General features: G+C 57.6%; 18 protein-coding genes. 15 read left to right on the top strand and 3 right to left on the bottom strand.

Going from position 1 to position 19,669, the window contains the following annotated elements:
- The first annotated feature begins 111 nt into the window (after positions 1-111).
- On the top strand, positions 112-870 hold the full coding sequence (locus AC2TEL_RS11830) for a helix-turn-helix transcriptional regulator (protein ID WP_480904135.1): 759 nt from the start codon (positions 112-114) through the stop codon (positions 868-870).
- Positions 871-1,020: 150 nt separating this feature from the next.
- Here the strand turns inward: AC2TEL_RS11830 and AC2TEL_RS11835 are convergent, their stop codons facing one another.
- Positions 1,021-1,809, bottom strand: coding sequence for an aldolase/citrate lyase family protein (locus AC2TEL_RS11835; RefSeq protein ID WP_480904137.1), 789 nt, complete (start codon positions 1,807-1,809; stop codon positions 1,021-1,023).
- 351 nt (positions 1,810-2,160) lie between these two features.
- Between AC2TEL_RS11835 and AC2TEL_RS11840 the strand changes: the two genes are divergently transcribed.
- From AC2TEL_RS11840 to AC2TEL_RS11865, 6 genes are all read left to right on the top strand, one after another.
- Positions 2,161-3,741, top strand: coding sequence for an ABC transporter substrate-binding protein (locus AC2TEL_RS11840; protein ID WP_480904139.1), 1,581 nt, complete (start codon positions 2,161-2,163; stop codon positions 3,739-3,741).
- 145 nt (positions 3,742-3,886) lie between these two features.
- Positions 3,887-5,452, top strand: a complete 1,566-nt coding sequence (locus AC2TEL_RS11845) for an ABC transporter substrate-binding protein (protein ID WP_480904141.1) — start codon at positions 3,887-3,889, stop codon at positions 5,450-5,452.
- Positions 5,453-5,456: 4 nt separating this feature from the next.
- Positions 5,457-6,377, top strand: a complete 921-nt coding sequence (locus AC2TEL_RS11850) for a glutathione S-transferase family protein (RefSeq protein ID WP_480843984.1) — start codon at positions 5,457-5,459, stop codon at positions 6,375-6,377.
- Between the two features lie 66 nt (positions 6,378-6,443).
- Positions 6,444-7,421, top strand: a complete 978-nt coding sequence (locus AC2TEL_RS11855) for an ABC transporter permease (protein WP_480843985.1) — start codon at positions 6,444-6,446, stop codon at positions 7,419-7,421.
- Positions 7,418-8,368: an ABC transporter permease gene (locus AC2TEL_RS11860; protein ID WP_480843986.1), complete on the top strand. Its 951-nt coding sequence runs from the start codon at positions 7,418-7,420 to the stop codon at positions 8,366-8,368. The genes AC2TEL_RS11855 and AC2TEL_RS11860 overlap by 4 nt, the downstream gene beginning before the upstream one ends.
- A 5-nt stretch (positions 8,369-8,373) precedes the next feature.
- On the top strand, positions 8,374-10,083 hold the full coding sequence (locus AC2TEL_RS11865) for an ABC transporter ATP-binding protein (protein ID WP_480843987.1): 1,710 nt from the start codon (positions 8,374-8,376) through the stop codon (positions 10,081-10,083).
- A 102-nt stretch (positions 10,084-10,185) separates the two neighbouring features.
- On the opposite strand, the gene AC2TEL_RS11870 is transcribed toward AC2TEL_RS11865, so the two are convergent.
- Positions 10,186-11,046 (bottom strand): LysR family transcriptional regulator, encoded by an 861-nt coding sequence (locus AC2TEL_RS11870; protein WP_480904143.1) that lies wholly within the window; start codon positions 11,044-11,046, stop codon positions 10,186-10,188.
- 103 nt (positions 11,047-11,149) lie between these two features.
- Here AC2TEL_RS11870 and tmpA point away from each other — a divergent pair, with 103 nt between their 5' ends.
- The 8 genes from tmpA (at position 11,150) to AC2TEL_RS11910 (ending at position 18,500) form a co-directional block, all read left to right on the top strand.
- Positions 11,150-12,295: a 2-trimethylaminoethylphosphonate dioxygenase gene (gene tmpA / locus AC2TEL_RS11875; protein WP_480904145.1), complete on the top strand. Its 1,146-nt coding sequence runs from the start codon at positions 11,150-11,152 to the stop codon at positions 12,293-12,295.
- Positions 12,292-12,888, top strand: a complete 597-nt coding sequence (gene tmpB / locus AC2TEL_RS11880; protein WP_480904147.1) for a (R)-1-hydroxy-2-trimethylaminoethylphosphonate oxygenase — start codon at positions 12,292-12,294, stop codon at positions 12,886-12,888. The genes tmpA and tmpB overlap by 4 nt, the downstream gene beginning before the upstream one ends.
- 229 nt (positions 12,889-13,117) lie before the next feature.
- Positions 13,118-14,098 carry a biotin synthase BioB gene (bioB, locus tag AC2TEL_RS11885; RefSeq protein ID WP_480843991.1) on the top strand — a complete coding sequence of 327 codons (981 nt, stop codon included), beginning with the start codon at positions 13,118-13,120 and terminating at the stop codon, positions 14,096-14,098.
- Positions 14,095-15,228, top strand: coding sequence for an 8-amino-7-oxononanoate synthase (locus AC2TEL_RS11890; RefSeq protein WP_480904150.1), 1,134 nt, complete (start codon positions 14,095-14,097; stop codon positions 15,226-15,228). The genes bioB and AC2TEL_RS11890 overlap by 4 nt, the downstream gene beginning before the upstream one ends.
- Positions 15,225-15,845: a dethiobiotin synthase gene (bioD, locus tag AC2TEL_RS11895; RefSeq protein WP_480904153.1), complete on the top strand. Its 621-nt coding sequence runs from the start codon at positions 15,225-15,227 to the stop codon at positions 15,843-15,845. The genes AC2TEL_RS11890 and bioD overlap by 4 nt, the downstream gene beginning before the upstream one ends.
- Positions 15,842-17,128, top strand: a complete 1,287-nt coding sequence (gene bioA, locus AC2TEL_RS11900) for an adenosylmethionine--8-amino-7-oxononanoate transaminase (RefSeq protein WP_480904156.1) — start codon at positions 15,842-15,844, stop codon at positions 17,126-17,128. Before bioD ends, bioA begins: the two co-directional genes overlap by 4 nt.
- Positions 17,125-17,745 (top strand): pimeloyl-ACP methyl esterase BioG family protein, encoded by a 621-nt coding sequence (locus AC2TEL_RS11905; RefSeq protein ID WP_480904159.1) that lies wholly within the window; start codon positions 17,125-17,127, stop codon positions 17,743-17,745. The genes bioA and AC2TEL_RS11905 overlap by 4 nt, the downstream gene beginning before the upstream one ends.
- Positions 17,742-18,500: a methyltransferase domain-containing protein gene (locus tag AC2TEL_RS11910; RefSeq protein ID WP_480904162.1), complete on the top strand. Its 759-nt coding sequence runs from the start codon at positions 17,742-17,744 to the stop codon at positions 18,498-18,500. The genes AC2TEL_RS11905 and AC2TEL_RS11910 overlap by 4 nt, the downstream gene beginning before the upstream one ends.
- A 44-nt stretch (positions 18,501-18,544) precedes the next feature.
- On the opposite strand, the gene AC2TEL_RS11915 is transcribed toward AC2TEL_RS11910, so the two are convergent.
- On the bottom strand, positions 18,545-19,552 hold the full coding sequence (locus AC2TEL_RS11915) for a helix-turn-helix domain-containing protein (protein ID WP_480904164.1): 1,008 nt from the start codon (positions 19,550-19,552) through the stop codon (positions 18,545-18,547).
- Positions 19,553-19,669 lie beyond the last annotated feature (117 nt).

Genomic DNA, 19,669 nt, shown 5'->3' on the forward strand with positions numbered 1-19,669 from the left:
ATGTCGATGCACTCCATTCTGTCCCCCGCAGCAGGGGACATGGCCTGCTTTCGACTGCTCGCTTGCGCCTGTCGCGTTGCCATCGCCCAAGAACTTCCGCATCATGAATTCATGTCACTCGAAACCATCTTCAGCGGAAAAGAATCGCAGGAATTTCTGGAAATTCTCGCGCCCTGCCTGTCGACGGCTGGCACGGCGGAATTCAATGTTCATTTCCTTGATCTGATCGAGCGCGTCGTCAAAGCCGACCAATGCCTTATCTTTTCCTACAAACACGATCGCCCCCACTGTTACCTGTCGTTCAGCAAGAGACAAAAACAATCGGCAACAAACATCGCTCAGAAGTATTTGCGCGGGGAATATGCCGATGATCCGGTGCTGGAAGAAGTTCAGTTGGTCAAGCAGGATAGAAAGATGCGCGTCCTCACTCTGAACGAGGTTCGGGATCGGATGCCGGATTCCTATTTCCAGAACTTTTTCGCAAAAACAGGCATAGCGGACAAAATTTCGGTCCTGTGTTGTGACGGAGACGAAGTGCTGGGGATGAGTTTCTACCGTTTTCAGGAAAACGGACACTTTGGTATCAGCGAAGACAACTTGCGTCGCGATTTCTGGACACTGGTTTCGAAGATCGCCTTGCTGCATTACTCCGCCGGTCAACCAGTGCAGCTAAGGAGCCCCCTCAATTCACTATCAGCCCGCGAGAAGGACATCTGCGAAGGTATTCTAATGGGGAAAACCACCGACGCTATCGCGTGGGAGCTGAACCTGGCCGCAAGCACGATCAATACTTACCGAAAGCGGGCTTACGGAAAACTGGGCGTCAACTCAAAATCAGCACTGTTCGAATTGTGCAACCCGGGAAATTGAGCATTTGACCCGAGAATGCGCACTGCAAGAAAGCTCCTCTGTTTCAAGAGCTTCTCGGACAAAACCAGCTTTTGGCGATCCACGGGCTTAGCAGGATCGCAACCATTCGCCAGCAAGAGTGGCTCAGGCATTATTTCGACCGGGAATGCCTCAACCGGCAGAGCCTTTCAAACCGTCCCGCGCCCTTTGGGCTGACTGTCGGATACTGCGTGCGAGAGCCGTGACGTCGATCTCGGTTGCAACAAAAGTTGCGCCTTGATCGACGTAAGCCCGCTGTTGAGCCGGATCGAGTGTTATTATACCTGCCGCTTTCCCCGCGGCGGCAATCTTGCGAATACTGTCCAGAATTACCTGCTGAACCTCTTCAGCATCAGATTGACCGAGATACCCCATATCGGCGGCCAAATCTGCCGGGCCGATGAACACACCATCTATCACATCAATGGTCAGGATCTCATCCAAAGCCGCCATACCCGCACGGTTTTCGACTTGCACCAGCAGGCAGATTTCATCATCCGCTGTCGTCACGTAGTCGTCAATCTCACCAAATCGCGACGCGCGCGCCAACGAGGCCCCCACCCCACGGGCGCCCTGTGGTGGATAAGTCACGTCGCGCACCAGGGCACGCGCCTGTTCAGCGCTTTCGACCATGGGGATCAGCACTGTTTGAACCCCAACATCCAGAAGCTGCTTTATGATCCGGGTGTCCCCTATGGGCGCTCGCACGGCCGCGTGACTTCCGTAAGCGGCCAGAACCTGCAACTGAGCCGTGATCGACCGCAGGTCATTCGGCGCATGCTCACCATCGATCAAAAGCCAATCGAAACCGGCCGTCGCCGAGATTTCCGCTGCATAAGGATCTGCCAGCCCGAGCCAGCACCCCAATTGCAGTTCGCCCCGCTTCAGAGCAGCCTTCAAAGGATTATGTGGTGCAGGCATGTTGACCTCGTTCAAGATTGATAGCGTCAGCGCCTAAAACAGCATCCAGCAAGTCGGATGAGGCAAACGGACAATACGATATGAACGGCGTAGCTCATTGTCCGCAAGGCACAATTTCTTGCGCAAAATAGTTGTCACTTTCGGCCTAAGCGTACAACCCGCATGCACGAAAATGAGCTTGTCATTCAAACTCGAACCAAAATCCTGACGCCCGGTCAAGCCCGAGGAAACGAGGTTTCATCATCAATGGTGTTGCAACTTTCGGTTTGATTTGGATTATCAAGGGCATGATGGCCGAAAAACTCGGCCACCCGCATTCTCTGCGGTAAACAAAAAACTGGGGAGACCAAGATGACTTTGAAACACCTGATGATCGCGGCAAGCGCGACTGCGCTACTTGCAGCGGGCGCTTCGGCGGAAACGCTACGCTGGGCACGTGCCGGTGACGCGTTGACGCTTGACCCGCACGCGCAGAATGAAGGTCCAACTTCGGCGTTGGCCCACCAGATCATGGAACCGCTGGTCATGCGCGACATGACCGGAGCCATGGTGCCTGCGCTGGCCACAGAATGGGGACCATCCGAAGACAACCCGAATGTCTGGGTATTCAAACTGCGCGAGGGCGTCACCTTCCATGACGGCGCTGAGTTTGACAGTGAAGACGTGGTATTCTCGCTGAACCGCGCGATGACGCCGGATTCCGACTACAAGGAACTGCTTGCTTCAGTGAAAGAGGTCCGCGCACCGGACAAATACACTGTTGAAATCGAAACCGATGGTCCGAACCCCATCATGCCCAACAACCTGACCAACATGTTCATGATGGACAAAGGCTGGGCCGAGGCCAACAACGCGGTCAAGGTTCAGGACTATGAGGGTGGCGAAGACACTTTTGCCGCCAAGAACGCAAATGGCACCGGTCCTTACAAGCTGGTCAGCCGCGAACCCGATGTGAAAACGGTTCTGTCCGTGAACGAAAACTATTGGGGCAAAGACGAGTTCCCAATGCAGGTGACCGAGATCGTCTACACCCCGATCCAGAACGCGGCGACCCGCGTTGCAGCGTTGCTGTCGGGTGAGGTGGACTTTATCCAGGACGTACCGGTTCAGGACCTGGAGCGCGTTGCAAGTACGGACGGGCTGGATGTACGCACTGCACCGCAGAACCGCGTGATCTTTTTCGGGATGAACATGGGGGACGCCGATTTGTCGTCGGACAGTGTCGATGGCAAGAACCCGCTGTCGGATGTGCGGGTGCGTCAGGCCATGTCCAAGGCCATCAATCGCGATGCGATCAAACAGGTCGTGATGCGCGGACAGTCGGCACCAGCAGGTATGATCTCACCGCCGTTTGTGAACGGATGGGATGCGGATATGGATGCTTCGTCGTCGACGGATATCGAAGGTGCCAAGGCACTGATGGCCGAAGCTGGTTATCCCGATGGGTTCTCGATCACATTGAACTGCCCGAATGATCGCTACATCAATGACGAGGCGATCTGCCAGGCGGCAGTCGGTATGTTGGCCCAGATTGGGATCGCGGTGAATCTGGATGCCAAACCGAAAGCTCAGCATTTCCCGCTGATCAACAATCTGGAAACCGACTTCTACATGCTGGGCTGGGGCGTTCCGACCTATGATTCAGAGTACATTTTTAACTTCCTGGTTCATACCAAGGGTGAAAAATACGGCTCGTGGAACGGTACGCGTTACAGCAACCCGGATCTGGATTCCAAGATTGTCGCTCTGGCGTCCGAGACCGATCTTCCGGCGCGTGACAAGCAGATCGCAGATATCTGGCAAGTTGTTCAGGATGAACAGCTTTACATCCCAATCCACCATCAGGTTCTGAATTGGGGCATGAAGTCGAATGTCGGCACAGGCGTCGCTCCGGATGACACTGCCAAGTTCAAGTACTTCACACTAAACTGACAAGTACCGAGTTGATGAAACAGGGCGCGAATTCGCGCCCTGTTTTTTTTGATCCCGGTCACGCCCCCGTGATCTCAGGGTGAGAATTCCTTTACGCGGCGCTGAAAAAGCCAGAAGGTTCGGGGACAAACAGGGAGTTTTCGCCATGATCCTCAGGAACAGCGTCGTTGGTCTTGCCATGCTGGTGGCAGGGGCTGCGCAGGCCGCCGAGTTCAAATGGGCATCAACCACCGATCCACAAACAATGGACCCGCACGCGGTCAACTCCGCTGCGGTTCTGGGATTTCTCAACAATGTCTACGAAGGATTGGTTCGCCGCGGCAAGGATATGACCGTCGAGCCTGCACTGGCCGTCAGTTGGGAGCCCATCGGTGACGGCGAAGGCTGGCGGTTCAGGCTGCGCGAGGGAATTACTTTTCACGATGGAAGCAGCTTTGACGCTCAGGACGTCCTGTTCAGCTATCAGCGCGCGTCCAGCGAAGCGGCGGACACCCGCAGTTGGTTTGCCCCGATCAGCGAGGTGAAGGTTGTCGACGACTATACCGTCGATTTCATGACAACTGCGCCCAATCCCCTTTTCCCGTCTTCGATCGCCAATTGGATGATCATGGATCAGGGCTGGACCGAAGCGAATGATGCCGTGGTCCCTGACAAGGAAACCGGCAATTACGCGACCATCAACGCAAACGGCACCGGAGCCTTCAAAGTCACCGCGCGCGAACCCGGGCTCAAAACCGTGCTCGAACCCTTTGAGGGTTGGTGGGGAGAACCCGAGCACAACATCACCCGAGCCGAATTCAATCCGATCCAGAACCCGGCAACGGCGGTGGCAGCCCTGTTGTCCGGTGACGTGGACATGATTAATCCGGTTCCCATTCAGGACGTTGCCCGACTGAAAGGTAATGCCGATGTCAAAGTCATTCAGGGCATCGAAGCACGCGTAATCATGCTTGGTTTTGACCACGATGCCGAGGCGTTGAAATATACTGCTGACGCCGGCAAACCGAACCCGTTCCGTGACCCGCGCGTTCGGCAGGCAGTGGCGCAGGCCATCAATGTCGATGCCATACTGGCCACCATCATGCGTGGGAATGCCGCGCCTGCGTCGCAACTCGTCAGCCCGGCAATGAGCGGGTATTCATCGGCCAATGCCGCACGTCCCGCATTTGACCCCGAAGCGGCGAAATCTTTGCTGGCAGAGGCGGGCTATGCCGACGGGTTTTCGTTCGGATTGAAATGCCCGAACGACCGGTATCTGAATGATGAGGCCGTCTGTCAGGCCGTGGTTGGTATGCTGGCTCAGATCGGGATAACCGCAGAACTGGAGGCAATGCCGGTCCGGAATTACTGGCCCGAGCTGCGCGAGGACAACTACGACATGTACCTGCTGGGCTGGAGTCCGGGGACCTTTGACGCCGAACATCCTGTGCGCTTTCTGGTTGCGACCCCCAATGAAGAGAAGAAACTCGGCAGCTGGAATTTCGGTGGCTTCTCGAACGAGCGGATCGACGAGCTGTTGCCGATGATCCAGTCCGAACTGGATGCAGATAAGCGACAGGCCATGCTGGACGAAGCGGCCCGGATCATTCAGGACGAGCAGGCTTATGTCCCCATGTACGTTCAGCCTCTGGTCTGGGGGACACGCGGCAATATCGAACTGACGCAACGCCCGGACAACTTTTTGATCCTGCGCTGGGTCACGGTGAACTGATCCGATGGGACTGATGATCGCGGGCGTTTATCACATCGAAGACCCCGCCCCTGACACGCAGCTTGACGGCGAATACCGCCGTCAGGCTTCGACCATCCGCCACCCGCTGCCCGAAGGCCCGTATGAAACGGGCCGCTTCCATCTTTATGCGGCATGGAACTGCCCGTGGGCTCACCGGGTTCTTCTGACGCGCGCCGTTAAGGGCTTGGAGGACCTGATTACCGTGGCCTATGCCAACCCTCGTCGCACAGCGGATGGTTGGGTGTTCTCGGAAGGTGCCGACGGGCTGTTCGACGCAACAGCCCTGCATCAAGTCTATACCCGCGTTGATCCAGCCTATACAGGACGGATCACCGTGCCGTTGCTTTGGGACCGGATTGAAAACAAAGCCGTTTCAAATGAATCTTCAGATCTGGTCCGTGCGCTGGGAACGCTACCCAATTTCGGGCCGAACCTGGCTCCTGTTGACATGTTGCCAATGATCGAAAGCTGGAATGCCAAAATCTACCCGCGCCTCAACAACGGGGTTTACAGGGCCGGTTTCGCACGAACCCAAACCGCCTATGAGGCCGGCGTTCGGGACGTGTTCGAAATGTTGGATGAGTTGGAAACGCATCTTGCCGAACACCGATTTCTGTGCGGAGACATCCTGACTGAAGCAGACTTGCGTTTGTTCCCGACCCTCGCACGGTTCGATGTCGCCTATCATTATGCGTTCAAATGCAACCTGCGCCGGTTGACCGACTATCCAAACCTATGGGGATATGCGCGTGATCTGTATGCCCGGCCGGAGATTGCCCGAACCGTCAAGTTCGACATCTATAAAGCGGGTTACTTTTCTCAGTCGGAACTACGCAATCCGCTGGGCATCGTACCGCTGGGGCCCGACGTCAACTGGGACACGCCACATAATCGTGGATCATGAGTTATGCTGATGTCTTGACCGCCCGGTCGGTGAAAGCATAGACAGACGGACCAACGAGGAAGAAGAATGTTCGCATATATCATCCGCAGAATGTTCCAGTCCGTGATCGTGCTGTTGGTCGTGGGCTTGGTGGCATTTTCGATGTTTCGCTTTGTCGGCGATCCGATTGACAACATGCTTGGGCAGGAACGTACGCAGGCCGACATAGACCGGCTGCGAACCGAACTTGGCCTGGATCAACCCTTTCCGGTCCAGTACTTCAAGTTTCTGCAAGGCGCGGTTCAGGGGAATTTCGGCGTCTCTTACCGGCAAGGCCGCCCGGTTTCCACGATTATCGCCGAACGCGCCCCTGCAACGCTGGAGCTGGCATTTGTGTCGGGATTTCTGGCCATCACGATGGGCATTGCTCTGGGCGTCTTCACCGCCATACGACGACAAGGTGTTGCAGCAAATATCATCATGACGGTCAGTCTGATCGGGGTCTCGCTACCCACGTTCCTGATCGGTATCTTGTTGATCTACATCTTCTCGGTCGAGCTTGACCTGTTGCCAAGTTTCGGTAGGGGTGAGACCGTGATGATCGGCAATTGGTCTACCGGGTTCCTGACCGCATCCGGCCTTAAGGCGCTGATTCTGCCGGCAATTACACTCGGCCTGTATCAAATGACGCTGATCATGCGGTTGGTGAGATCCGAAATGCTCGAAGTATTGCGCGCCGATTATGTCCGCTTTGCCCGCGCGCGCGGACTGTCGGACCGGGTGATCAACTTCCGCCACGCGCTGAAGAACACTCTGGTGCCCGTGATCACCATTACGGGCCTTCAACTTGGCTCGATCATCGCCTTTGCCATCATCACCGAGACAGTATTCCAGTGGCCCGGTGTCGGGTTGCTGTTCATCAACGCAATTCAGTTCGTCGATATCCCTGTGATGGCCGCATATCTGATGCTGATCTCGGTGATGTTCGTAACGATCAATCTGATCGTCGATCTTCTGTACTATGCCATTGACCCGCGCCTGCGTGTCGACGCGAGGGCCACATGACCGATATCACAGAAACCCAAAAGGCTGCGCCCAAATCGCGCTTTGCCAAGTTCTGGGACAGCGATTTCGCGTGGTCCTACCGCCACTCGCCTGTGGCAATCGTCGCCTCGCTGGTGGTGGTGATCCTTGTTCTTGCTGCGATTTTCGCGCCGCTGATTGCGCCCTATAACCCGTTCGACCCGGCGACCCTGAACCTGATGAACGGCTTTACCCCACCTGGTACGCCGAATGCCTTCACGCAGGATACGTTCCTGCTGGGCACCGATGATCAGGGGCGCGATGTGTTCTCGACCATACTTTATGGAATGCGGATATCGCTTTTCGTAGGTGCGTCCGCAGTGCTGCTCGCCATGATCATCGGAGTGGTACTCGGGCTTGTGGCCGCCTATTTCGGCGGCTGGATCGAGACGCTGATCATGCGCATCGCGGATGTGCAGCTGACCTTCCCGGCCATACTGGTGGCGATGCTCATCTTCGGGATCGCCAAGGGCGTGACCCCGCCGGAATACCGTGACGAGATGGCCATATACGTGCTGATAATCGCGATCGCCCTGTCCGACTGGGTGCAATTCGCGCGCGTCGTACGCGGTGCAGCGCTGGTCGAAAAGAACAAGGAATACGTGCAAGCCGCGCGCCTGATCGGGCGCGGGTCAGTCCCTATCATGTTCCGGCACATCCTGCCCAACGTCCTGAGTCCGGTGCTGGTGATCGCCACGATCTCACTGGCGCTGGCAATTATTGCCGAGGCGACGCTCAGCTTCCTTGGCGTGGGGGCTCCTCCGACCCAGCCGTCACTGGGCACGCTCATCCGCATCGGTCAGGGTTTCCTGTTCTCGGGTGAGTGGTGGATCCTGTTCTTCCCGGCCTGCACGCTGCTGGCCCTTGCCCTGTCGGTCAACCTGCTGGGTGACTGGCTGCGCGATGCGCTGAATCCCAAACTACGGTGACGTTGATGAGCCTTCTTACAATCCAGAACCTCACCGTTGAGTTTCCGACCCGCCGCAAGCTTTTTACGGCAGTGGATCACGCGGATCTTTCCGTAGAACCCGGTGAAATCCACGGGCTGGTCGGTGAATCCGGTGCCGGTAAATCCACCATTGGGGCGGCGGTCATGGGCCTGCTGGATCGCCCCGGTCGTATCGCCAGCGGCGAGATCAAACTGGGCGGAGAGCAGATCAGCGGGCTTGATGCCGAGGCAATGCGGGGTTTGCGCGGCAAGAAAATCTCGATGATCTTTCAGGACCCTCTGACTTCGCTGAACCCGCTTTTCACTGTGCGCGAGCAACTGACCGAAACGATCCAGGCTCATCTGGGTGGTTCCGAAGCAGAGGCCAATGATCGGGCCCGGGCGCTGATCGATCGGGTTGGCATCCCCGACCCGGACACGCGGCTGGACCAGTACCCGCACCAGTTCTCGGGCGGGATGCGACAGAGGGTGGTCATCGCGCTGGCGCTTTGCACCGAACCCGATGTGATTATCGCGGACGAACCGACAACAGCGCTGGACGTATCCGTGCAGGCGCAAATCCTGGACCTGATCAAGGAGTTGGCACGCGAGCGTCAGGTGGGCGTCATTCTGATCACCCATGACATGGGCGTGATCGCGGACACAACGGATCGGGTTACCGTAATGTATGACGGCAAGGTGGTAGAAAGCGGCCCTACCTCACGGGTCATGGGCCGCCCCGATCATCCCTACACCAAGTCGTTGATCGCTGCGGTACCGCGTCCGACGCTGAAACTGCATCGCTTCCCGCAGATCAGCTATGGCGGTCGCGAAACCCGTTTCGCCATCGAGGATATGGCGCGTCATTGGCCCAAGGTGAAAAACGATACAACCAAGCCGGTATTCGAAATCCGCAACATCTCGAAACACTTCTTGCAACGCCGTGGCCTGCTGCCGTGGGATCGCACTTATTTCACCGCCGTGGACAATGTCAGTTTTGACATTCAGGCCGGCGAAGTCTTCGGCGTTGTCGGGGAATCGGGGTCCGGAAAATCAACGGTCGCGCGCATGATTGCCGGGCTTTATCCGGTCGACGGGGGTACCATTACCTTTGACGGTAAAGTGGTCAGCGACCTGAGCGACAAAGCCGGTCTGGACGCCTATCGCAAGAACATCCAGATGATCTTTCAGGATCCGTATTCCTCGCTGAACCCGCGCATGCGAGTCGACGATATCGTGGCTGAGCCAATCCGCCATCATCGCCTGATGCAGGGCAGCGATGTGAAACGCCGCGTGGATGAGTTGCTGGATCAGGTCGGGCTGGGCTCCGAGGCCGGTTTGAAATATCCGCACGAATTTTCGGGCGGCCAACGGCAACGGATTTCGATTGCCCGTGCGCTGGCGACACAGCCGCGGTTTCTGATCTGCGATGAGCCGACCAGTGCGCTGGACGTCTCCATTCAAGCGCAAATTCTGAACATCCTGAAAGACCTGCAGGAACATCTGGGACTGACCATGCTGTTCATCAGCCATGACCTGCCGGTCGTGCGCCAGATGTGCGATCGGGTTGCGGTTATGAAGCAAGGCCAGATGGTCGAAATTCAGAAAACAGATGACCTGTTTGCCAAACCGCAAACGGAATACGCCCAAGAGCTGCTGACCCTGATGCCAAAACTCGATGACCTTTCGGTAGAAGGCCTGGGAGTTGAGGCGTAGCTGTAAGGTTCAAAGGGCGCTGCCGGGAGTTTGCCCCACTATTGGGCAGGCTGGGGAACCTAAAAAGTTGGTTTTGTGCAGGCGAACAGAATTGAAAAAGCTTCAATCCATCGCCACAACGGCCGTCAGCTTTTCCCATTGGCTGCGACCAATGGCGTCTTTGGATGCAAGCAGCCAGTAGGTTTCGTGATGGTCCAGCACGTCATCGCTTAATGGTTCCAGAGTTCCGGCTTCAATCTCGCGGGAACACAAGGGCAGTGACGCCAACGCAACTCCCAGCCCTTCCCTGGCCGCTCCGAGCGCGCTCAAAAACGTGTCGAACCGAAGCCGCGACGCGGGTTCGGCGGGGATGCCAAATCGGCTTGTGTAGTCGCTCCAGCCCGGTCGCGGTCCGGTGCAGGAAATGCGCGGCCAACTTTTCCAGTCCCCACCCAACTCTTTCAGCCGCGGCGACGCTACGGGAACCAGTGCCTCTCGATACAAGGGTTGCTTGTAGTCGTGCGGCCAGTTTCCCGCTCCATAGCGGATCTGGATGACATCATCCAGCGAGGCTGACTGGCTGCCAAGAACCAGCGACTGGATGGACAATTTCGCACCCGTTGCCTTTTGAATTTGCGACAGGCGCGGCGTGAGCCAGAAGTCGATGATCGACTGACTGGCCGATATGGTCAGGCTGTCTCGCCCGCTCGAAAACAACGCCTCAGAACTTTCCCGCAATTCGGTCAGGGCGGCCTGCACCGGTGGCAACCAGGCTTCGCCTTCAACAGTCAGGGAAATGTTGCGTGCATTTCGAACGAACAGCTTGGACCCCAGATGTTGTTCCAGATTGCTGATGCGCTGGCTAATGGCCGGCTGCGTCAATCCGGTCTCCCTGCCTGCGGCTGTAAAGCTGCCACATCGGGCGGCGGCTTCGAAGGCGCGTATCCACTCCAGAGGCGGTAGCTGGAACTTTCGATCACTCATTAGCAAAACCGATACATACTGCGGTTATTTCTGATTTGAGTTTATCCGTTCAATGTACAATTTGTAAGACGAACGACGACACGCCACTTCCATAGCTGAGAGAATGATCATGGAAACAGCCGTTGACCCCACAGGCCGCATCCTGACCTTGAAAGAAGGCAATGAACTGATGCGTTTTCACGCGATTTGGTTGCGCGACAATGCTCAGGATCCGGACACGCGGTCGCCGTCCAACGGCCAGCGACTGATCGCGCTGCGCGACATTCCCTGTGACACGCGGATCGCGTCCGCATCCTGCAGTGAAACCGGTGTTGAAATTCGGTTTGAGCCCGAAGGCAAAACAGTCCTGTTTTCCCCCGATTGGTTGCGCGCCCATACATATGACCGCTCCACAGCGAAGAACCGCGGGTGGTGCGCTGAAGATGTCGAACTTTGGGATTGCGGCATCTCGGGCAACGTTCCGACCGGCAAGCTCAGCGCTTTGGAGCAGCGCGCTGGTGGACTTGCGGAGTGGCTTGAGGGCGCAACCCGATACGGCTTTGCCAAAATCGAGGGCGGTCCAGTAGAAGAAGGCGCCTTGTTTCGCGTGGTCGATCTGTTCGGTTATGTACGTGAAACCAACTATGGCCGCCTGTTCGAAGTTCGGACAGAAGTGAACCCGACGAACCTGGCCTTTACTGGCCTGGGTCTTCAGGCCCACACGGACAACCCCTATCGCGACCCCGCCCCCACGGTGCAGGTTCTGTATTGCCTCGAAAGCACGGCCGAGGGCGGAGAAAACATGGTCGTCGACGGATTTGCCTGCGCCCGTCGCCTGCAAGAGGAAAAACCGGACTATTTCGACGTACTCGCAAATCATTGCGCGCGTTTCGAATATTCCGGCGAAGACGGTGTCTGCCTGACGTCCCGCCGCCCTTTGATCGAACTTTCGCCGGATGGTGAATTGATCGCCGTGCGGTTCAACAACCGGTCCTTGGCGACGGTGACAGACGTCCCGTTTGACAAGATGGATCTTTGGTACACAGCTTATCGACGCTTGGGTGAAATCATCGACGACCCCAGGATGGAGGTTACCTTCCGGCTTGAGCCGGGCGAAGGCTTTATCGTCGACAACACGCGTGTACTTCATGCGCGCAAGGCGTATTCCGGCACAGGAAAACGTTGGTTGCAGGGCTGTTACGCCGACAAGGACGGATTGCGCTCTACCCGCGATGCCATGCGACGCAACCGGCTGGAGGCGGCACAATGAGCACGCAAGACAAAGACCTGACACCTGAAACCATCGTTGAATTTCTGGGTTCCATTTTTGATCGCCGCGGCGCCGAAGAGTATCTGGGCGAACCCGTCACGATGGGTGAGCACATGCTGCAAGGCGCCACTCTGGCGGAAAAGGCCGGGCACTCAGAGGAAATCGTGGCCGCCGCTCTGTTGCACGACATCGGGCATTTCACCAGTGAATTCGGGACATTCACGATGGAAGACACCGAAGATCGCCATCACGAGGATGCGGGCGCCGAGGTACTGGAACGTTTCTTCCCCTCGGTAATCACGGATTGCGTTCGTTACCACGTGGCGGCAAAGCGCTATTTGTGCGCCACACGCCCGGAATACCTGCGCCGTTTGTCCGATGCCTCGATCCACTCTCTGAACCTTCAGGGTGGACCAATGAGCGACGACGAAGTCGCGGAGTTCCAGCGCCATCCAAATCTGGAGGCAATCATCGCCGTCCGCTATCTGGATGATGCCGGCAAGCAGGATGGGATGGAGACGCCGGATTTCTGGCACTTCGCTCCAATTCTCCAACGACTGGTGGATCAACATTGCCGGCCGACAGAGGCATAGCCGCTTCCGCTCGAACCGCTATATCCCATCCGTCCGATCCGGTTGCGTGCAGTGTGTACTTCGCACCTGCACCCAAGTTTACGGGCTTCCGATTGTTTAAATAATGCGCGAAAGGACCTGGGGCCAAATGTCTCGGTCAGCGGCTGTATTGGAGAATACAGTTGTGGTTTTTGGCGTTATCGATAATAAGGCCGGTGAAAAATAGGGATCCTGAGAAAATATCGATAAAATGAAAGACACTACCTTTTCCTGGACTCGCGAGGCCGCGCAGGCCGTGTATGACCTCCCGCTAATGGACCTTCTGTTTCGCGCTCAGACCGTTCACCGCGAGCATTTCGATCCCAATAAAGTTCAGACGTCAAAACTGCTATCGATCAAAACCGGAGGCTGCGCCGAAGATTGCGCCTATTGCTCGCAATCGGCCCGCAACGGCTCGACACTCTCGGCATCCAAACTCATCGAGGTTCAGCGCGTTCTTGCAGAGGCACGCAAAGCCAAGGACGGCGGTGCAACGCGTTTCTGTATGGGCGCGGCGTGGCGCGAGCCCAAGGATCGGGACATGGACGCGCTTGTCGCCATGGTCGAAGGGGTACGCGAGCTTGGTATGGAAACCTGCATGACGCTTGGCATGCTGGACGACAATCAGGTCATCCGGTTGCGCGATGCTGGGCTGGATTACTACAACCACAATATCGACACGTCTGAACGGTATTATTCCGAGGTCATCACCACTCGCACATTTGCCGATCGGATTGACACGATGAACCGTGTGCAGGAAGCGGGGATCAAAGTGTGCTCCGGCGGCATTCTGGGAATGGGTGAAGAGGTTCAGGATCGTGTCGATATGCTCGTGACGCTGGCCAACATGGAGCCAGCTCCGGACTCGGTTCCAATCAACATGCTGATGCCTCAGGAGGGTACGCCCTTGGCCGATGCCACGCCAATCGACCCGATTGATTTCGTGCGCGTGATTGCTACGGCCCGCATCATGATGCCGAAATCATACGTGCGCCTGTCTGCCGGTCGCAGTGACATGAGCGACGAGTTGCAAGCTATGTGCTTCCTGGCCGGGGCAAATTCGATCTTTGTGGGTGAGACCCTGCTGACGGCAGAAAACCCTGAAGAGGATACGGACGCGATCCTGTTCGCCAAGCTCGGAATTGAGGCGGAAACCGCAGCCGATCCATCCTGCGCGGAAGCCGCTGTATGAAGGCTTTGAGCCGCCTACAGTCCATGCTGGAGGCACTGGACAACAGGCATCGGCGCCGCGCCCTTTCACCACGGTGCGGGTTGGATTTCGCGTCCAATGATTATCTGGGGCTGTCGCAATCCCCGCTATTGCAGCAGGCGGCTCGGCAGGCACTGGAACAAGGCGTTCCGCTGGGCTCGGGCGGGTCGCGGCTGTTGCGGGGGAACCACCCCGAACACGAAGCGCTGGAGCAGGAGGCCGCCGCGTTCTTCGGTGCCGAAGCTGCTTTGTTCATGGGGGGTGGATTTCAGGCGAACCAGGCGATATTCTCGACCCTTCCGGCTGCCGAAGATTTGATCCTGCACGATGAACTTGTGCATGCCAGTGCGCATGAAGGCATGCGCATCGGCAGGGCTCAGGTGCGCTCGTTTACCCATAACGATGTGAACGCAGCGCAAAGCGCTATTCGCGATTGGCGGGCCGCTGGTGGTTCAGGTCAAATCTGGATTGCTGTGGAAAGCGTCTATTCCATGGAAGGCGATATGGCGCCTTTGGAAGACCTGTCCAGTTTGGCTTGCGACCATGAAGCCATTCTGGTCGTGGACGAAGCGCATTCCACAGGTGTTTTCGGACCGAACGGCAAAGGGCTGGCGCACGGTCTGAATGCCGAGGTGCTGACTCTGCACACCTGCGGAAAAGGACTGGGTGTTTCCGGCGGGCTGGTCTGCGGAGCGCGCGTTATGATCGATACGCTGATCAACCGCGCAAGGCCTTTCATCTTTGCAACGGCCCCTGCCCCATTCTGTGCCGCTCTGGTACGAAGCGTGCTTCGTCAACTGCAATTGGACAACAGCCTGAGCGAGTCTGCACGGTCCCGCATCCGGTACGCTCATCGCGAAGCGCTGCGCCATGGTGTTCCGAAAGGCGCGCTGAAAAGTCAGATCATCCCCGTCATTCTCGGTGAAGACGCCCCAACAATGGCCACTGCTGCCGCATTGCAGGCCCGGGGCTTCGACGTTCGCGGTATTCGCCCTCCGACCGTGCCGCGCGGCACGTCACGGTTGCGGATATCCATCACGGGCAATGTCGACACCGCCGACATCGCCAATCTGTTTGAAAACCTCGCCCGTCACCGAAAGGAAGCCGCATGAGCGCCGTGATCGTGACTGGCACCGACACCGGGGTCGGAAAAACCGTGTTCGCCGCAGGGTTGGCCGCAGCGCTTGGCGCCAGCTATTGGAAGCCCGTGCAGTCCGGCCTTGAAGAAGCTACCGACACCGAAACGGTCACAAATCTTTCCGGTGCCACATCCCTTCCCGAAGCCTACCGGCTTAACATGCCGGCCTCACCGCACCTGTCCGCCGAGGATATGGGGATCGAGATCGACCTGTCGCGGCTCGCCCTGCCACAGGTCGACGGGCCTCTGGTGGTCGAAGGCGCAGGTGGGGTCATGGTGCCGCTGAATCGCGAACACTTTTTCCTCGACGTTTTCGCGCGGTGGCAGGCCCCGATTGTTCTGGTCGCCCGCACGGCACTTGGCACTATCAATCACACAAGCCTGTCGCTGATGGCCCTGCGCAACGCCGGGTGCCCTGTGGCCGGAGTTGCTTTTGTTGGCGACCCGGAACCGGCTGTCGAACAGACAATCGCTCAGATGTGCGAGGTCCGCCACCTGGGCCGACTGCCGCATATCGACAACCTGTCGCGCCGGACCCTGACCGAAGCCTTTGACGCCATCGACGTCGATGCAATCCGGAGCTTCCTGTGACCCCGCTGGAGTTTGACGCCCGCCATCTGTGGCATCCCTACACCAACGTGCTGGATCCGGGTCCGATGCACCTGATAACCGAAGCTGACGGTGCCTGGCTGACACGCGAAGACGGCACGCAGATGATCGACGCGATGTCATCGTGGTGGTGCGCGGTGCATGGGCATCGTCACCCGGCCATTGTCGGTGCGATGCAGGACCAACTGGCGCAAATGCCGCACGTGATGTTTGGCGGTCTGACGCACCAACCCGCAATCGATCTGGGACGAAAGCTGATCGACCTGCTGCCCGATGGTTTGGATCGCATTTTCTACAGCGACAGCGGCTCGGTCTCGATCGAGGTCGCGTTGAAAATGGCGGTGCAGTACCAGATGGCCATGGGTCGCGCCGACCGAACGCAGTTTGCCACCATCCACGGTGGCTACCACGGGGACACCTGGAAGGCGATGAGCGTCTGCGACCCCGTCAACGGAATGCACGGGCTATTCAGCGGAGCCCTGTCGATCCAGCACTTCCTGCCGCGCCCGCCCATCTCATTCGATCAGGAATGGTCCGAGGATGCCGTTCTCAATGGCTTGGGCGCACTGGAGGAGCTGTTGGCCGCCAAGGCTGACCGGATAGCTGCCCTGATCCTTGAACCCGTGGTTCAGGGTGCCGGTGGAATGTACTTTTACCACCCGACTTGGCTGCAGCGCGCGCATGAAATGTGCAGGGCGCACGATGTGCTGGTGATCTTTGACGAGATCGCCACCGGGTTCGGACGCACCGGCGAGCTGTTCGCGATGCATCACGCCGACGTTCTGCCAGATATTCTCTGTCTGGGCAAAGCGCTGACGGGCGGGCATATCACCATGGCTGCAACGGTCACTACCGAAACGGTAGCACGTGGAATAGGTGAGAGCGAGGCCTGCGTTCTGATGCATGGCCCAACTTACATGGCCAACCCGCTGGCCTGCGCGGCAGCAAATGCAAGTCTCGGTCAGTTGATCGCAAGAGATTGGCGGGAAGAAGTCAGCGGCATTTCTGAACAGCTTTCGCAGGAACTTGCACCGGCCCGTGTACTATCGGGCGTCGCAGATGTCCGCGTTCTGGGTGCGATCGGCGTGATCGAGATGGAAGAATGGGTCGACCCCTCGGTCGCCCACGGGTTGGCGGGGGACACGGGCGTCTGGCTGCGCCCTTTCGCCAAGAATATCTATTGCATGCCACCATACATCATCACGCCGGATGAACTGAGCCGCGTGACCACTGCCATGGTCTCGCTGGCGAGGGGCGCGTCGTGAAGTGTCAATGGCTTACCCGTTCCGAAACCCAGGATCTGATCCTGGTCTTCGGAGGTTGGTCTCTTGGCACGACTCCGTTTGCAAACCTTGCGGGCACCGAGGATGTTCTGTTTGTCGACGACTACACTACGCTGGATGATCCACTTCCTGAGCTGAAGCACTATGACCGGGTCCACATCATCGCTTTCTCCTTTGGCGTGGCATCAGCTGGGCATTGGTTGGACCAAACGGGTTTTCGCCCGGAAAGCCTGATCGCCGTCAGCGGAACCCTGGTGCCTGCGGATGCGGAACGCGGCATCGCACCGGACGTGATCCAAGCCACAGCGGACAATTTGAGCCCAGACAGTTTCGCCAAGTTCTGCCGCCGCGCCGGTCTGGAAGGCACCGTGCCGAACATAGACATTGAGGCAGCCAAGGCCGAACTCGACGCCGTGATTGCGCGCGGCCCGGCCCCTGAACAGAGCTTTGATCGAATCTGGATTCCGCAAAGGGACCGGATCATTCCCACAAAGGCGCAAGAGATCGCGTGGAAGCCGCAACAGCAGGTCATCCGCTTCGTCCCCGGCCCGCATGTCCCGTTTCGCGTCGGGCAAAACTGGGCGGACTGGATCGAATGAACGTCCATCTGACAGAACGCGTTCAGCGCAGCTTTAGCCGCAGCTTTTCCAGCTACCACGAATCTGCGTGCCAACAGGCACGGATTGCCGATCTGCTGGTACAGAAACTTCTGGAATGCGGTGCGCCACGTCATTTTACATCCGCGCTGGAATTCGGTTGTGGCACCGGTCATCTGACACACCGGTTGCGCGAAAGGTTCGGTTTCGACACGCTCACGCTCAATGACCTGTCACCTCACGCCATTGATACAGCCAACATGTTTCAGGCAGATTTTCTGTGCGGTGATGCGAGGACCGTGGAATGGCCTGCCAGGCCCGATCTGGTCGCGTCCGCCTCGATGATCCAATGGCTCTCCGATCCGGCCGCCTTTTTGGCCAAAGCCTCGCACAAACTTGCCCCCGGCGGCTGGTTGGCAGTTTCCGGCTTCGGCCCCGAGCAATACCGAGAGCTTGCTCAGATTGGCTCAGCCGCCAAAGCGCCCGGCCTGTGCAGATCCAAAGACTTGGTCACGGCCGTGAAAGGCGATCTGGAGATCATTGCCGCCGGAGAAACCAAGCAGAAGATGCACTTTGCCTCGCCCCGAAAGGTTCTTGAGCACCTGCGGAATACAGGTGTGAACGGGCGCGCGCAAACGACCTGGACCAAGTCCCGCCTCTCGCAGTTCACAAATGAGTATGCCCGGCTGTTTGGCAGCGAATCAGGTGTGTGTTTGACGTATCACCCGGTCTGGATTATCGCCCGCAAGCACGCTTAAGTCGTGCAGCAATCATTCCACCTGTGGATTGAGTTTCAGACCCACTAAGCAGGTTTGCAGTGACCCGACAAGTTTCCTGCAAAACGCTGATCGCGAACGTATTCCGGTGTCGTCCCATAGTGCGCCCGGAATGCCCGCGCCAAAGCTGTTGCAGAAGAAAAGCCCGTTGCCGTCGAAATCTCCCGCTGTGGCATGTCAGTGTGCCGAAGCAGGCTGTGGGCACGCTCCAGACGAAGCTCCCGGTAAGTTGTTAGGAGCTTTTCCCCAGTCTTGCTCAGGAACCGCCGCTGCAACTGGCGCGTGGATGTTCCAAGTGATCTGGACAGATCCGGAATCCTGAGCGGATCTTCAACATTATTTAGCATTTGCTGGATGGCCATTCTGACCGTCGGATCGGCCCCTGAACGTTGAATCAGACGATTGGCAAGTTGGCTTTCGCATGTCTGCTTCGGCTCGGTCAGGCCAACGTAGCCGCGCAAAGAATCTGCCAGATGCTCACCATGGTCCAGCGCGACGAACTCGGACAACAGCCTCAGAGCACTCAGTTTGGTAGACGCGCTATGCGTGCGACCATCCAAAGATCGTTGGGTGCCCGTTCCGCTGTCGATCAGCCCGACTTCCCGCGCCGCAGCCGAAAAATTTGGGTGAACAGCCGCAACGGTTTCGTTTGCCCGCCCCACGTGGGCCAGCAGCAACACCGCCCCTCCGACGAGAATGGTCCGGGACGACAAATTCATAATCTGGGTGATCCTCGACTTGTCCTGACCAACCGGCGCCCAGTTCTTGTTGATGTCCCCCCAGAAGATTGCAGTGCGACCGGCCCAGTACAAAGGTCCCCCCGGCGGTTCGTCGGCGATCACGCGAAACTTGATGTGGTACGCGTGACCTTCGACAAGTTCATTTAAAGCCCGGTAAAACTCGACAATCATTTCTGCCGACGTTTTTGCCTCGGGATCGGCAACGATTACGTCGATGTTCTGAATTTTTTCAGGCGAGCCGGAAACAGGACTTTCCAAATGCGCATGGTCGTTTTTGAGGACATAGTGTTTCATTGCTCCTCCACCTGATTGATATGGGCAGCGCTTGGTGCTGATTTGCCCTCTTCCGGTTTCTGACCCCGCCGTTTTACCGGCGGGGTATATTGATTGTGTTGTTTTATTCTGCGGCGT

Source organism: Ruegeria sp. HKCCD9138, from assembly GCF_057220975.1.